Raw genomic sequence first — 15146 nt, forward strand, 5'->3', positions numbered from 1 at the left:
CAATGACCGAATGGCGCAACCGTATCACCGTGGACCCCGAGGTGCTGGTCGGCAAACCGATCGTCCGTGGCACCCGCATCTCCGTGGAACTACTGCTGGACCGGCTCGGGGACGGCTGGAGTGTCGAGCAGATCCTTGATGCCTATCCACGGCTGAGCCGCGAAGATGTGCTGGCGGCGATCAACTTTGTCAGCGAGGTCTTCCGTGAGGAGCGGTTCATCGCGGTAGCGAAGGCGAGTGTATGAGGCCGCGACTGCTGCTGAACGAGAACATGCCGATCCCGGCGGCACGACGCTTGCGCGCGGCAGGCTGGGAGGTACTGCACATCGCCGAGCAGTGCGCGAGCGTGACCGACGAGGCCGTGATGGCGCTGGCCTGCGCAGAGGCCCGTTGGCTGATCACCTTTGACCGCGATTATGGCGAGCTGGTGTTCCAACAGCACCTGCCACCGCCGCCGCTGATCCTGTTGCTGAGAGTAGCGTCCTACCAACCCGAGGAACCGGCGCGATGGGTCGAGGATCTCTACGCGAGTGGCGCATTGTTGGAAGGGCATTTCTGCGTCTTCGACGGCGAGACCCTCAGGCGCCGGCCGTTGGCGAACAAGCCAAGTCGGGCGCATTAGCGTCAGCGCGACGTTTAGTGTCATCCGGTTACCCTGGTGCGGCTCGGCGCTGCCCAACGAAAAAGATCCGCGGCGGCGTTTCCTCAGGCGTTTATCAGAGGCAGGTGTCGGAGCGACAAAGGCGACACTGAATACGTGGCGAGCCGCGCCGCGCCAATCCGGCCTGATTTGGCCACGTTATCCGCCCATCACTTGAGCGCTTGCAGATTCGCCCAGGCGGGTGACACTGAGGCTCTCGATCAGTTCAGGGGTTTCGCCGGTGCCCTTACTCGTGTGCCGGATCGGACTCACATCACCGGCGTCGCGTCCGACGGCGACCCGGATATAGGTATCATCGGCGACCAGGGCGAAGGCGGGGTCGAAACCGCGCCAACCGACACCCGGAATCAGCGCTTCGACCCATTGATGCAGGGTCTGGGGGCGCGGTTTGGTTCCAGGCGGTGCCTCGTCATCGGGTTCGAAGTAAGCGGCGTCCTGGTAGCCGGAGACGAAGCGCGCCGGCCAGCCCCAGCCCCGCAGGACGGCGATCAACAGGTGGGCCAGGTCGGCAGCGGTGCCGTGGCCGGCGTCGAACAGGGCGGTGAGGGTGGCGACTGAACTGGCCGCGGCCGGGTCGAATGCGGTGAAAGCGTGGACCCAGGCCGAGGCCTCCTGCACCTGGGTCAGGACCGGTATGTCATCCCGCCAGGCCGGCAGCGGCTGTCCGCCGATCTCGGCCGGCAGCGCCGGTGTCAGCGGCCCTTGATGGTAGACGAAGTCCCACAGGCGCGGCGCCTGATGCAGGCTATCCGCCAACCAGGCGCGCTCCCGCGCCGGGGTGATCGCCTCGTAGTCGAAGGGGTTGGCCAGTCGGGTTTCGACCTCCGCGGTGAGTTTGAACGCGAGCGCTCGATGGGCATCGAGCACGGAAAAGTGATGCGACAGATTGCCGAAACCGTCGTAGCGGGCCACGGGGATTGCGTCCGGTGAGACGCTCAGGTCCAGGCTGACCAACGCTTGGGCGCTGTCCTCCCAAGGCGCGAGGCGCACCTGGACATGATGCTCCCGCACCGGGGCGGGGAATTGGATGCGACAGTCACGCTCGATCCGATAGTTCACGGCTCGTCCCCCAGATGCGCCTCGAAGTAGTCGCTTTGGAGGGCGGTGGTCAGGTCAGCCAGCAACTCCAGGAACCGGTCGAGATATTCGTGTAACCCGCGGTCCAGGATGTCGGTCGCGGTGACGCCGGTGAGGTGTCCGCGTAACGCGTCCAAGGCCTGCGGGACTGTCCCCTGTTCCACGTAACCGATGCGCTTGACGGCGCGCTCCATGCCGTCGAGACAATAGGTCAGCGAGCGCGGAAAGTCCGGATTCAGGACGACGAATTCCACGACCTCGATGGGGCGGATGCCGCCGTGGTATTCGCGCCGGTAGGACTCGAAGCCGGAGAGTGATTTGAGCAGGGCGCCCCACTGATAATAGTCGAGCGGGGAGCCGACCATGCTCACATCCGGGAGCAGCAAATGATAGCGCACATCAAGAATGCGGGCGGTCATGTCCGCGCGTTCCTGAAGGCTGCCGAGCACGGTGAAGCCATAGGCCTCGCCGCGCATCATGGTGCTCTGGGCGATGCCGAAGAAGGTGGCGACCTCGCGGTGCACAAAGGCATAGAACTCGGCTGCCCGCCATGGCTGGAGCGTGGTTTTCAGGTGCTTGTCGGCCGAGAGCCAGAATTCGTTGATCGCCTCCCACATGGCGTTGGAGATGCGGTCGCGCACCACCCGGGCGTTCTCGCGCGCCAGGCGCAGGCTGTTGTAGAGCGAGCCGGGATTATCCTTGCCCTGGGTCAGCAGGTGGATGACGCGCTGCACCGTCACCCGTTTGTCCGGGTAGCGGATGGGGTAGATTTCATCAGCGCCGACGATGTTCAGCAGCGGCTGCCACTGCATCTCCTCGGTGGCGTCTTCGTCCGCCTCCAACATATAGACGACATTGATATCCAGGATGCGTGCAGTGCCGTCGACACGCTCCAGATTGCGTGTCATCCAATAGAGCGATTCGCCGATACGACTCAACATCCCCTGGGCTCCGGGAGGTATCTAATAAAGACGTTCAGCCGCGGTTGAACGCCACTGGACGCACATCACGAGGTGCGTTCAGTCGCCTCGACCGCGGCCTTCTTGGTAGGAACCGCATCAATCGGCCAACACCCAGGTGTCTTTGCTCCCGCCGCCTTGGGAGGAATTGACCACCAGTGAGCCCTTGGTGAGGGCCACCCGGGTCAGACCGCCGGGCACCACCTGAATGCCGTCGCCATAGATGATGAAGGGGCGGAGATCCAGGTGACGGGACTCCAGTTCACCGTCCAGGTAGCAGATGTGGCGTGACAACTGGACGACCGGTTGGGCGATATAGTTGCGCGGATTATCAGCGATCTTCTTGGCGAACTCGGTCCGCTGGGACGCTGTCGACGAGGGCCCCATCAGCATGCCGTAACCGCCCGACTCGGCGACCGCCTTGATCACCATGCGCTCCATATTGTCGAGCACATAGGCGCGGTCCTGATGGTCGGTCATCTGGTAGGTCGGGACGTTCTGCAGGATCGGTGACTCGCCGAGATAGTAACGGATGATCTCCGGGACATAGGCATAGACCGCCTTGTCGTCGGCAATCCCGCTGCCGGGAGCGTTCACCAGGGCCACATTGCCGGCCCGCCAGGCATCGATGACACCGGCCACACCCAGGGCCGAATCGGAGCGGAACACCAGGGGGTCGAGGAAGTCGTCGTCGACCCGCCGGTAGATCACGTCGACCCGGCGCAGACCGTGGGTGGTCTTGAGGTAGACCTTGTCGTTCTTGCAGACCAGGTCGCGGCCCTCGGCCAGTTCGACACCCATTTCCTTCGCCAGGAAGGTGTGCTCGAAATAGGCTGAGTTGAAGATCCCCGGGGTCAGCAGGACGATGGTGGCATCATCGGGGCCGCGGGGTGCGAGGAAGCGCAGTGCCTGCAGCAGCAGGGCCGGGTAGTGTTCCACCCGCCGGACCTTATAGCGAGCGAAGAACTCGGGGAGGATGCGCCGCTCCACCATGCGGTTTTCGATCATGTAGGAGACGCCGGACGGCGTGCGCAGATTGTCCTCGAGGACCAGATAGCGCCCCTCCTCATCGCGAATCAGGTCGACCCCGCTGATATGGGTGTAGATGTCGTGTGGTGGGTCGATGTCCATGATCTCCCGGCGAAAGTCTTTGCCGCGGTAGATCAGTTCCGGAGGCACGACCCCGTCTTTCAGGATGCGCTGGCCGTGGTACAGGTCTTTGAGGAAGAGATTCAAGGCGCGGATGCGCTGCTTGAGCCCAGCCTCCAGCATGGTCCATTCAGCTGCCGTGATGATGCGCGGCAGGATGTCGAAGGGCCAGACCCGTTCGATGCCTTCGTCTTCGTTTGCGTAGACCGTGAAAGTCACGCCTTCGGTATGCAGCGCGAGATGTGCCTCGTGGGCCTTGGTCCCCAGCATCTGCTGCCCGGTGGTCTGGATGTGCTCCCACATGGGGAGGTAGTGGTCACGAGGGCGGAAGTTGTCGCCGTAGAACTCGTGATAGGCCATCGCGGGGCCGGCGCCGTTGGCCTGGGCTTGGACGGCGCCGCTGGATTGAAATTGCCTCAGCATGGTGCGAATGTCCGTGCGATCGATGATCTTAGCTGTATAAAGGCAAAAATCATGCCATGTAGTTATTCATTCGCCGACTCCTTGATGGTGCCGCGTAAGCCACGGTTAAACAGTCGAGTGCCCGGCTGTGCTCGCGGCGTCCGGCCCGGCGGATGCCCTGAGCGGAGGGCATCGTACGGCCGATCGGCGCCCCAGGATCGCGCGGTGCGACCGGTTGGGGGCTGAATTGGTGCGGGTTCAGGATGGAGCGGTGTCGATGCTGCCGTCCCGTTCCGGTTTGGTCTGGTCGGGCGCGGCGACCCCAAGGTTCGCGTCGGCAGGCGTGCCAGGTGTCTGACCTGGGCCCGGCAGCGGCGCGGGATCGGCGGGATCCAGCGCAACAGGCCGGCTTGTTATCGTTTCTTGATAAACGAACAATCTGCTCAGTCCCCCGCGTCCATCAGGGTCTCGGCCCAAGCAGCCAAGGCCTCGATGAGTCGGCGTTTGGCTGGATCTGCGGCATGGGTTTGCGCGAGGACGGCGAGGCGTTCTTCGTATCGCTCCAGGTCGATACTGCCGCCGCCGGCCGGATCGGTGAGCCGGGTCAGGCGCCACGCGGCCCACTGCTCCCGCTCGTCCGGGGTCAGCGACAGCGGCCAGTTACGGGCGCGGTAGCGGAAGACCATTTCGGGCAGTCGTGGGTCATCGAAGCGAAGCCCGCCCCGTGCCAGTTCGTCAGGGGTGAGTCGACGCAGGTTCTCCAGTCGCCGCCGATCGGCATCGGTGAAGAAACCGCCGGTGTAAAGCATCAGGTCGGGGTCCGTATCGGCCGGATCCTTGGCGCCGCCGGATGCTCGCTGGTGCACCGCTTGCACGCGCTCGCGGATGGCCACCGCATGAGTCTTAATGATTTGTGTGCCGCGAGCCACCTGGTCCAGGTCGATGGACCAGCGCGCCGCCGCCTCAGCGCTCAGGGTCTTCATCGGCGCGAGGACCGGCGCGCGGTTCAGATGCACCGATTTCAGCGGGACCCGGGCCGTCCCCTGGGGGAGATCGGCCAGCGGGGTGAAGAGGCGCCGACGCAGTTCGTCCGCCGACAGATCGAGCAACAGCGTCGGGTCCGCGCGCAGATCGAAACAGATGATTTCGTTGGCGTTGGTGGGGTGGGCCGCGACCGCCAGGATCGGGGCGATACATCCCTGTGCGGCCGGAAAACGCGACGAGGCGTGCAGCAGGGGTTCGCCCTGATCGAGCAGCGCGCGCACCTGTTTTTTGTCGCGTAACGTCAGGGCGTAGTCGAAGAGTCGCGGCTGGGCCTGGCGCAGGAGTTTGGCCAGGGCGATCGTGGCCTGCACATCGGCCAGCGCGTCGTGAGCGCCCTCGTGGGGAATGGCGTTCGCGCGGGCGAGGTCTTCGAGCCGGAAGGAGGCGGTGCCATCGTCGCGCAACGGCCAATGAATCCCCGCGGGTCTCAGCGCTTGAGCCAAACGCAGGGTGTCGATCAGGTCCCAGCGGGAGTTGCCGTTCTGCCACTCTCTGGCATAGGGGTCCAGCAGATTGCGGTACAGGAGGTTGCGTGTGACCTCGTCATCGAACCGCATGCTGTTGAAGCCGACGCCGCAGGTATTCGGGGCACCCAGTTCCGCGACGATGGCGGCGGCAAACTGGGCCTCGATCAGGCCTTTTTCGTCGGCGAACTGGGGCGTGATGCCGGTGATCAGACAGGCATCCGGCTGGGGCAGCAGATCAGCCGTCGGGCGGCAGTAGACGACCAGGGGCTCACCGATCGGACGCAACTGCGCATCGGTGCGCAGACCGGCGAACTGACACGGGCGATCCCGGCGCGGATCGGTGCCCCAGGTTTCGTAGTCGTGCCAGTAGAAAGTGGTGGTCATGGCTCGGACGGTGCGGTGCCGGTGTGATGACCGGGTGCGTTATCGGGTTACGAAAAACGAGAAACCAACAACGACAGAGACCCGCCGGGTCCTATAGCCTTCGGACGTGATAACCGGACGTAGGGGCGGGTTTCAAACCCGCCCCTACACGAAGGTCTGTCTGGATATCAGGTGCGAACACTCTATCAAGACGCCAGGGGCCGCGGACGACGTGCCGGGCGCCGGTGTTACCGTCGCCGGTCCGGCGCAATCGTCCGTGTGACGCCGCTTGGCTAGACCTTTTCCTTGATGCGGGCCGCCTTGCCGGTGAGTCCGCGCAGGTAATAGAGCTTGGCGCGACGCACGTCGCCCCGGCGTTTGACCTGGATCTCGGCGACGGCCGGGCTGTAGGTCTGGAAGACGCGCTCGACACCCTCGCCGTGAGAGATCTTGCGAACCGTAAAGGCCGAGTTGAGGCCGCGGTTGCGCTTGGCGATCACGACACCCTCGAAGGCTTGAAGACGCTCGCGTTCGCCCTCCTTCACCTTGATCTGGACGACAACGGTATCGCCGGCGGCGAAGTCCGGGACTTCGCGGTTCATCTGCTCTTGATCGAGCTGTTGAATGATATTGCTCATGATTTCCTAAGCTCCTGTTCTCAGACTTGTTCTGACCCTTCTCCCGATCCCTGTGATCAGGCCTCGGGGTCTTCACGGGCCTGCATAAATTCATCGAGCAGCGCCTGATCCGCCGGGGTCAGACCACGTCGCTGCAGCAAATCGGGCCGTCGCAGCCAGGTTCGCCCGAGGGACTGGCGCCGCCGCCAGCGGGCGATCTGTGCATGGTCGCCGCCGACCAGCACGGCCGGGACCGCCGCGCCGTCGATTGTCTCCGGGCGCGTATAGTGCGGGTGGTCCAAGAGTCCATCGGAATGCGAATCCTGCTCCGCGGATTGGGCATGGCCCAAGGCTCCCGGCAAGAGCCGGATCACCGCATCCATGACGACCATCGCTGCCAACTCGCCGCCACTCAGAACGTAATCACCGATCGACCATTCCTCGTCGACATGGCCCTGGATCAAGCGTTCGTCGATTCCCTCATAACGACCTGCGACCAGTATCCACCCGCTCGATCGCGCCAGTTCACCCATGGCCGCCTGATCCAGCAGGCGCCCCTGAGGCGAGAGGTAGGCCACCCGGCTCTCCGGTGCCTGCCCCCGTGCGGCAACAATCGCATCGCGCAGGGGCTCGACCTTCATCACCATACCCGGTCCGCCGCCGTAGGGGCGGTCATCGACCGTGCGGTGCACGTCACGGGTGAAATCGCGCGGGTTCCACAGGTGCAACCGCGCAATCCCGCGAGTCATGGCGCGACCGGTGACTCCCTGATCCAGCAAGATCCGGAATAAGTCCGGGAACAGCGTGATCACGTCGAAACGCATGGCGGCCAGTCGTTCGCTCGGTGATCCGCTACGACGTCGCGGTCCTCAGAAGTCCGGGTCCCAGTCGACCTGGATCAAGGGTCGAGCGAAGTCCACTGATCGGATCACGTCATCCCAGACGAAGGGCAGCAGGCGCTCGCGCTCTCCGATGACGACCAGGACATCGTTGGACCCGGTCGAGAACAGGTGGCTCACGCGGCCGAGCGGAATGCCGCTCAGCGTCTCGACCGGGAGTCCTTCCAGGTCGATCCAATAAAACTCATCCGCGCTCGGCGGGGGCAGTCGATCACGGGTGACCGCGATCTCCCGATCCACCAGCAGAGCGGCCTGGTCCCGGTCATTGCATCCTTCGATGCGGGCCACGACACCCTTGCCGTGCGCCCGACCTTCCAGCACGCGCAGCGGTTCACCCGCTTCGCCGATCGTCCAGGGGGAGTAGCGCAGGATGCCTTCCCGCGGCTCGGTCTCGGAGAACACCTTGACCCAGCCCTGTACCCCGAAGACACCGGCGATGCGGCCGAGCACGACCCGTCGCGTCGCCCGGGCCTCAGTGTCGCCGGACACGGTGCTCAAGCCCGCGGGTCGCGATGGACGAGCGGCCTCCAGGCCGTTCTCAGGCTGCGGCAGCGGCAGCCGGTAGGGCCGCGGCTGCCTCACGTGCGGCCTGTTTCAGGATTTGCCGCACCCGATCAGTCGGCTGGGCGCCATTTTTGAGCCAGTGCTCGGCTCGGGCGCGGTCCACCCGCAACGGCACCTCGCCGCCTTTGGCGGTGGGATTGTAGAAGCCGATACGCTCGATGTACCGCCCGTCACGCGGGGAGCGGATATCGGCAACGACGATCTGGTAGAAGGGGTGCTTCTTGGCACCGCCGCGAGTCAAACGGATCGTGACCATGTGCAGTCCTGGCTGAAAATCGAATCGCCCCTGCTCCGGGCTGCGGAGCGTCGGATGAGGGCACAGGAAATGCGCGGCACTTGGAGCGCCTCGCAGGAAACGAGCAAGTATACAGGAATCCGTTTGGAACGGAAGCTGGTAATTTTCGAAGACATTTGCCTTGGAGTTTTTCGCGGGCGCGGGCGGCGAGGCCCCTGGACGCCGGGTGACCCTGACGCGCGGTCGTGTCCTTAATACCGGCATGCGTTACGATTGGATTCAGTGCTTTGGAAGCGGGCCAGGTCGGGCTGCGCGCCGGTACCAGGTATTGCGCCAACCAAGCGTCCGGGAGATGATCTTGTACCAGGGAGGGGCGATCCAGATCGCTGCGCGCTTCAGCGTCTTGCTAGTCAAACCTGCGCGTCGGACGGCCGTTCGGGACCGGGGCCTTCGTTAGCGATTATGGAGGCGTAAGTCGCCCGCGCGCTCCGGCGGCGAAAGCGCGGATCCAAGCCGAAGAGCGCAGACCGACGAGACGCCGGAACTTGTCCCTGGATTAAGGTCGGAACAGCAATTGACTGTCTGTTCCCGAACCTTCCTGTCGGCAGGTGACCGGTCTGAGACCTTTTCCTGACTCACCGAAGAGGAGTGCGCTTGTGATCCACATCAACAGTCGTCAGACGTTCCAGCAGCTGCTTGCCGACCTTCCGGTGCAGCAACAACGGCAGGTCGGGGCACGCTTTGTCGGCAATGTGCTCGACTTGACGCAGGACCCGCGGTTCCGCAATTGCGTGACGCTCCTGGCGAGGTCGGGCCTGTCCGCGCAGGAGTTGGTCGATGGGTACCATTCGATCCATGCCGTCAATGTTGCCACCCATCCTCGCTCGGACTTGTCCGAGCTCAACTATGCACTTCAGGCGGAACACTTTGTCGCCGAGGCGTGCCTGATCTGCCTCTCGCCGGTGTATGAGGAAACGCGCAAGCATCATTTGGCCGAGAAGGCGGCGATGTATTGTCGTATGGCAAGAACCTGCGCTTCCATCAATCATGACGAGGAACGGCCGTGCTTATCCGCGGCTGAGAATCTGCTGGCGCAAGAGATCCAGGATCAGTATAAAATATTAAGTGGATTTTTGAATCAGCAATAAGGCGATGGTCGGTTCTTCGGCCTTGGTCATCATTTCGTACTTCGAGCCCGTCTGGACCTCGGTCATCGGTCCGGCCGTAGGGTGGACAAGCGACAGCGCAGTCCACCGAATCCCGCGTCGTCCCTGGTGGACTGCGTTGCGCTTGTCCAGCCTTGTATGCCGCGTGGACGGAGCCAAGACCAAGGCCGGTTATTGACCTAAATCGCCTAATCACTCAACGCGACAGGTTTGCCGGATCGGCCCCCTGATCACCGACGCGTAGACGGTGGCGATTCAGCGTTGGTGAATGCGGTGATCGCCGCATCGTCCGCCGCAATGTCGGTCATAATGCGACCCACTTCGCCGCCGATCAGTCGTGCCATCAGACCCATGTTCATGGCTGCCAGATAGGTCCGGCCGTCTGACTTTTCGTAGACCGATATCGAACAGGGGGCCATGACCGAGACATATTTGGAGTCATCGTCGGCAAACATCCGTGAGGCAAATTGCGGTGAGCATAGTTTAATCACGGTGATGCGACCTGGGTCTGGTTGACCATGAGCCACTAAGGACGCTCGGAAATCGAAGGATTTTGGCGCCTCCCAGCCTCTCGCTGTTGCGTTGTTGACGACGGTAGCGACAGTTTTATCGAAGTCGTACGGGCTGCGATGTTCAAGAATCAGCATAGGCCCCAGGGAACACCCGCTCAGCAAGATCGTGAGGCCAACTGCGAACGTGCGTTCAGCGGATCGCGACAACATCTCTTAGCCCTCCTTAATCTTGGGTGATTTCTGCCACATCCGGTACCACCTCGCTCGTCCTTTCGCCCGCCTTCCGCGTCTCGTCGAAAGTCACATCGCCTTGCTATGTTATTGGCAGCGCCTCGTTAAGGCAGACGAAAATCATTCGCGATCTGGTACGTGATTTTCCAACAATCGGCTTGGTGCTTCTGATATCCATAATATTAGCCCATACTAATTTATCTGCAAGTGACATCCGACGATCGAAAACGAACACTTTTCGATGAGCGGTCACCCCGGCGTCAAGGTGATGTAAATCCGCGCGGCCATGGTTTCTGCGGTGATGAAACCTACGTTTGGTAGCATAGTCGTATCGCTTGCCTGCCATCTTGCTTATCGCACACAATCTACATAATAGCGCACATGCCCATTGACCTGCTCTTTGACCAGTCCGTGAATGTCGGTCTCGAATCCCGGAAACTGATCATTGAACGCCCGGGCGAACTGGAGATAGCGCACGATGGTGGAGTTGAAACGCTCGCCGGGGATGAGCAACGGGATGCCGGGCGGATAGGGGGTGAGGAGGATGGCGGTGATCCGCCCCTCCAGATGGTCGATCTCGACCCGCTCGATCTCGCGGTGGGCCATGCGGGCGAAGGCATCCGCGGGGCGCATGGCGGGTGCCATCTCGGAGGTGTACATTTCGGTGGTGAGTCGCGGGATGTCGTATTCGCGATAGACGGCGTGGATCCGGTCGCACAAATCCTTCAGGCCGATCCGTTCATAGCGCGGCTGCTTGGCGACGAACTCCGGCAGGACGCGCCACAACGGGCGATTGTGGTCATAGTCGTCCTTGAACTGCTGCAGCTCGGTGACCATGGTATTCCAGCGGCCCTTGGTGATGCCGATGGTGAACATGATGAAGAAGGAATAGAGCCCGGTCTTTTCGACGATGATGCCGTGCTCGACCAGATAACGCGTGACGATTGCGGCGGGGATGCCCCAATCCGCCACGTCACCATCCACGTCGACCCCCGGGGTGATGACCGTCGCCTTGATGGGGTCGAGCATGTTGAAGCCGGGGGCCAGATCCCCGAAGCCGTGCCAACGCTCGCCGGCGCGCAGAATCCAGTCCTCGCGTTCGCCGATGCCCTCCTCGGCCAGTGCATCCGGCCCCCACACTTTGAACCACCAGGATTCTTCCAGTTCCAGGCCGACCTTGCGCATGGCGCGGCGGAAGTCGAGGGCCTCCAGGATGGACTCCTCGACCAGCGCGTGCCCGCCCGGCGGTTCCATCATGGCGGCGGCCACGTCGCACGAGGCGATGATGGCGTATTGGGGACTGGTGGACATGTGCATGAGGAAGGCCTCGTTGAACACGTCGCGGTCCAGTTTGCAGTGCGTGCTTTCCTGCACCAGGATTTGTGATGCCTGGGACAGCCCGGCCAGCAGCTTATGGGTGGACTGGGTCGAGAAGATCATGGAATCTACGCAGAGTGGGCGACCCTCACCGATGGCGTGATAGTCGGCGTAGAACTCATGGAAGGGCGCGTGCGGCAGCCAGGCCTCGTCGAAATGCAGCGTGTCGATGCGGCCGTCCAACTGTTCCTTGATGGTCTCGACGTTGTAGAGCACCCCGTCGTAGGTGCTCTGCGTGATGGTGAGGATGCGCGGGCGGGCGCCGGTCTGAGCGAACGGGTTGGCGGCGATCTTGCGCTCGATGTTCTCCCAACTGAACTCCGCGAGCGGGATCGGCCCGATGATCCCGTAGTGGTTGCGGGTCGGCATCAGGAACACCGGGATGGCGCCGGTGATGGTAATGGCGTGGAGAATCGACTTGTGGCAATTGCGGTCCACCACGACCACATCGCCCGGTGCGACCGTGGAATGCCAGACGATCTTGTTGGAGGTGGAGGTCCCGTTGGTGACGAAGAACAGGTGATCGGCGTGGAAGATGCGCGCCGCGTTGCGCTCGGCTGCCGCCACCGGACCGGTGTGGTCGAGCAACTGGCCCAGTTCTTCCACCGCGTTGCAGACGTCGGCCCGCAGCAGGTTCTCGCCGAAGAACTGGTGGAACATCTGACCCACCGGGCTCTTGAGGAAGGCCACACCGCCGGAGTGTCCCGGGCAGTGCCAGGAGTAGGAGCTGTCCGCCGCGTAGTGGGTCAGTGCACGGAAGAACGGGGGAGCCAGTGAGTCCAGATAGTTGCGCGCCTCGCGTACGATGTAGCGGGCGACGAACTCGGGGGTGTCCTCGAACATGTGGATGAAGCCATGCAGTTCGCGCAGCACGTCGTTCGGGATGTGGCGGGAGGTGCGGGTCTCGCCATAGAGGAAGATCGGGATATCCGTGTTGCGAAAGCGGATTTCCTCCACGAAGGCGCGCAACTGCGCGACCGCTGCCGCCGCCTCCTCGGGTGACGAGAACTGCTCGTCGTCGATCGACAGGATAAAGGCCGACGCACGGGATTGTTGCTGGGCGAAGGAGGCCACGTCGCCGAAATTGGTGACGCCCAAGGCCTCGATGCCTTCCTCTTCGATCGCCTTGGCCAGCACCCGGACCCCGGTGCCGCTGGCGTTCTCGGAGCGGAAGTCCTCGTCGACGATCACTACGGGGAAACGGAAGTGCATGGGGGGAGTCTCCTGGTGCGGCGAGGAAAACGCGGAAGTATAGGGCCTTGTGCCGCCGCGCGCGTTAAGCTGTTGCGTCGGGCGAGCCGCGGCCGCACGTGCGCTGCGGGCTCGGGGCTTCGGTGATTTTCGGAACATCGGATACTATCCACTATCGGCTCGGATGTAGATGCGGCTGAAGTCGCACCTACACTCACCGGCATTCAAATTGTCGGAAATCGCCTTAGATCTCTGCAAGGACTATACTTTTCCCTAGTGCCCGACTTGAGCCGCCAGTATGTCTTCTGCCCCGTTGCCCGCCACCCAGGAACGCGTCGATCGGCTTGAAGCCTCGATCGACCGTTTCGTTGCCAACGCGGATCTCCAGTTCAGCCGGCTGTATGAGTCGCAGTTGCGCACCCAGGCTCAGTTGCGGGAACTCAAGGACGAAATGCTGGAGTTCAAGAACGAGATGGGGCAGTTCAAGGAGGAGATGCTGGAGTTCAAGATCGAAATGGGGCAGTTCAAGGACGAGATGGCCGCGTTCAAGGACGAGATGGCGGAGTTCAAGGACGAGATGGCGGAGTTCAAGGACGAGATGGCGGAGTTCAAGGACGAGATGGGCGGGTTCAAGGACGAGATGCAGTGTTTCAAGGCCGAATCCGTCGCCGAACGGCGCGAGATGAACCGCAAGTGGGGCGACCTCGCCAACAAACTCGGTTCCATGGTGGAGGATCTGGTCTATCCGAGCCTGCCGCGCGTCTTGCGCGAGACCCTGGGCCGCGAGTTCGACAGTATCCAGGCACGGGTGCGATTGCGTCTGCCCGACGGCCGGGTCCGGGAATTCGATGCTTATGCCATCGCGTCCGATCTGGCCGCGGTGAACAGTACCAAGGCCACCCTGCGCAGTGCCGACGTGGATCACATGATCGATGAGATCGCCGCTTTCCGGGAATTCCTGCCCGAACGTGCCCGATTACCTGTGGTTGGCATTCTGGCCACCCTTGCCGTCAACGACAGTGTGCTCACGTACGCCGAGCGGCTCGGCTTTTTGGTTCTTGCCGTGGGCGATCAGGTCATGGAAGTCAAGAACCGGCCGGGGTTCGAACCGAAGCGCTGGTAAGTCCCTGTCACGCTCCTGGACCGATGCCGTTGCGCAGGCAAGTTTGGCCCGCCCCCGGTATCATCGCGGCGAGTTTACCGACGCAGGAATCGACGCATGGCCGGCAGCAGCTTACTCGCACTGATCGACGACATCGCCACCGTCCTGGACGACATCTCCGTGATGACCAAGATGGCGGCGAAGAAGACCGCCGGGGTCCTGGGGGACGACCTGGCGCTCAACGCCCAGCAGGTCGCGGGGGTGCGGGCGGAGCGGGAGATTCCGGTGGTCTGGGCGGTGGCCAAGGGGTCACTGGTCAACAAGATGATTTTGGTTCCGGCAGCGCTCGCCATCAGCGCGGTCGCCCCCTGGGCCATCCTCCCGCTGCTGATGCTCGGCGGGGCTTACCTGTGCTTCGAGGGGTTCGAGAAGCTGGCCCACCGGCTGCTGCATTCCAAGGCCGAAGATCAGGGCCACCATGACGCGCTCACGCAAGCCCTTGAGGACCCGGCGGTCGACCTGGTGAGTCTGGAGCGGGACAAGATCAAAGGCGCGGTGCGCACCGACTTCGTGCTTTCCGCCGAGATCATCGTGATCACCCTGGGGACCGTGGCCGCCGCGTCCTTCCAGAATCAGGTCGTGGTGCTGGTCGGCATCGCACTGATCATGACCGTCGGTGTTTACGGACTGGTGGCCGGGATCGTCAAGCTGGACGACGCCGGACTCTGGCTCAGTCGGGTATCGGGGGCCGGCGGCGGGGCGCGGCTGGTGCGGGGATTTGGTCGGGGCCTGCTGTCCGCCGCACCCAAGCTGATGAAGGTGCTGGCGGTCGTCGGCACCGCGGCCATGTTCCTGGTGGGCGGGGGCATCATCACCCACGGCATTCCGGCCGCTCATCACCTGATCGAGTGGGCCACCCATGCGGCGCACACGGTTCCGACCATCGGTGGCGTACTGGCGGCCCTCACGCCGCTGTTGATCAACGTCCTGGCCGGGGTGCTGACCGGGGCCGTCGTGCTCGTGCTGGTCACCGTCGGTCAGAAGGTGTGGTCGACGTTGCGGTCTTGGGGCTGAGGGTCTGCCGACAGCGACGCCGAGGGCACGAATCGAGAATGCTCCACCAGGTCCCG

General features: G+C 63.1%; 15 protein-coding genes. 5 read left to right on the forward strand and 10 right to left on the reverse strand.

The genetic code is table 11. From position 1 onward, the window contains the following. Nucleotides 1–2: 2 nt before the first annotated feature. Together A39O_RS0100090 and A39O_RS0100095 are read left to right on the forward strand one after the other, a co-directional pair. A complete protein-coding gene (locus tag A39O_RS0100090; protein ID WP_020502674.1) occupies nt 3–245 on the forward strand; it encodes a DUF433 domain-containing protein in 243 nt (80 codons plus the stop codon). After that, nucleotides 242–622: a DUF5615 family PIN-like protein gene (locus tag A39O_RS0100095; protein WP_020502675.1), complete on the forward strand. Its 381-nt coding sequence runs from the start codon at nt 242–244 to the stop codon at nt 620–622. The genes A39O_RS0100090 and A39O_RS0100095 overlap by 4 nt, the downstream gene beginning before the upstream one ends. A 177-nt stretch (nt 623–799) precedes the next feature. On the opposite strand, the gene A39O_RS0100100 is transcribed toward A39O_RS0100095, so the two are convergent. From A39O_RS0100100 to rpsP, 8 genes are all read right to left on the reverse strand, one after another. Beyond that, complete coding sequence (locus tag A39O_RS0100100) at nt 800–1720, reverse strand: transglutaminase family protein (RefSeq protein WP_020502676.1); 921 nt, start codon at nt 1718–1720, stop codon at nt 800–802. Beyond that, nucleotides 1717–2679, reverse strand: coding sequence for an alpha-E domain-containing protein (locus A39O_RS0100105; protein ID WP_020502677.1), 963 nt, complete (start codon nt 2677–2679; stop codon nt 1717–1719). Before A39O_RS0100105 ends, A39O_RS0100100 begins: the two co-directional genes overlap by 4 nt. A 117-nt stretch (nt 2680–2796) precedes the next feature. After that, nucleotides 2797–4269 carry a circularly permuted type 2 ATP-grasp protein gene (locus A39O_RS0100110; RefSeq protein ID WP_020502678.1) on the reverse strand — a complete coding sequence of 491 codons (1473 nt, stop codon included), beginning with the start codon at nt 4267–4269 and terminating at the stop codon, nt 2797–2799. A gap of 422 nt (nt 4270–4691) precedes the next feature. Next, nucleotides 4692–6143, reverse strand: coding sequence for an exodeoxyribonuclease I (sbcB, locus tag A39O_RS0100115; RefSeq protein WP_020502679.1), 1452 nt, complete (start codon nt 6141–6143; stop codon nt 4692–4694). Nucleotides 6144–6415: 272 nt separating this feature from the next. Then, nucleotides 6416–6760, reverse strand: coding sequence for a 50S ribosomal protein L19 (gene rplS / locus A39O_RS0100120; protein ID WP_020502680.1), 345 nt, complete (start codon nt 6758–6760; stop codon nt 6416–6418). Nucleotides 6761–6816: 56 nt separating this feature from the next. Beyond that, complete coding sequence (gene trmD, locus A39O_RS0100125; protein WP_020502681.1) at nt 6817–7563, reverse strand: tRNA (guanosine(37)-N1)-methyltransferase TrmD; 747 nt, start codon at nt 7561–7563, stop codon at nt 6817–6819. 45 nt (nt 7564–7608) lie between these two features. Then, the gene (rimM, locus tag A39O_RS0100130; protein WP_026199042.1) at nt 7609–8127 is read right to left on the reverse strand and encodes a ribosome maturation factor RimM; all 519 of its coding nucleotides are present in this window, start codon (nt 8125–8127) and stop codon (nt 7609–7611) included. 49 nt (nt 8128–8176) lie between these two features. Beyond that, nucleotides 8177–8458 (reverse strand): 30S ribosomal protein S16, encoded by a 282-nt coding sequence (gene rpsP, locus A39O_RS0100135; protein WP_020502683.1) that lies wholly within the window; start codon nt 8456–8458, stop codon nt 8177–8179. Between the two features lie 635 nt (nt 8459–9093). Between rpsP and A39O_RS31285 the strand changes: the two genes are divergently transcribed. After that, nucleotides 9094–9585, forward strand: a complete 492-nt coding sequence (locus tag A39O_RS31285; RefSeq protein ID WP_020502684.1) for a hypothetical protein — start codon at nt 9094–9096, stop codon at nt 9583–9585. Between the two features lie 248 nt (nt 9586–9833). Here the strand turns inward: A39O_RS31285 and A39O_RS31290 are convergent, their stop codons facing one another. After that, nucleotides 9834–10250, reverse strand: coding sequence for a DUF302 domain-containing protein (locus tag A39O_RS31290; protein WP_245561674.1), 417 nt, complete (start codon nt 10248–10250; stop codon nt 9834–9836). A gap of 447 nt (nt 10251–10697) precedes the next feature. Beyond that, complete coding sequence (locus A39O_RS0100150; RefSeq protein ID WP_020502686.1) at nt 10698–12935, reverse strand: arginine/lysine/ornithine decarboxylase; 2238 nt, start codon at nt 12933–12935, stop codon at nt 10698–10700. A gap of 277 nt (nt 12936–13212) precedes the next feature. Between A39O_RS0100150 and A39O_RS31295 the strand changes: the two genes are divergently transcribed. Together A39O_RS31295 and A39O_RS0100160 are read left to right on the forward strand one after the other, a co-directional pair. Beyond that, the gene (locus A39O_RS31295; RefSeq protein ID WP_157639530.1) at nt 13213–14037 is read left to right on the forward strand and encodes a hypothetical protein; all 825 of its coding nucleotides are present in this window, start codon (nt 13213–13215) and stop codon (nt 14035–14037) included. Between the two features lie 96 nt (nt 14038–14133). Further along, nucleotides 14134–15090, forward strand: a complete 957-nt coding sequence (locus tag A39O_RS0100160) for a DUF808 domain-containing protein (protein ID WP_020502688.1) — start codon at nt 14134–14136, stop codon at nt 15088–15090. Nucleotides 15091–15146: the final 56 nt, after the last annotated feature.

It is taken from the genome of Lamprocystis purpurea DSM 4197, assembly GCF_000379525.1.
Classification (GTDB): Bacteria; Pseudomonadota; Gammaproteobacteria; order Chromatiales; family Chromatiaceae; genus Thiodictyon; species Thiodictyon purpureum.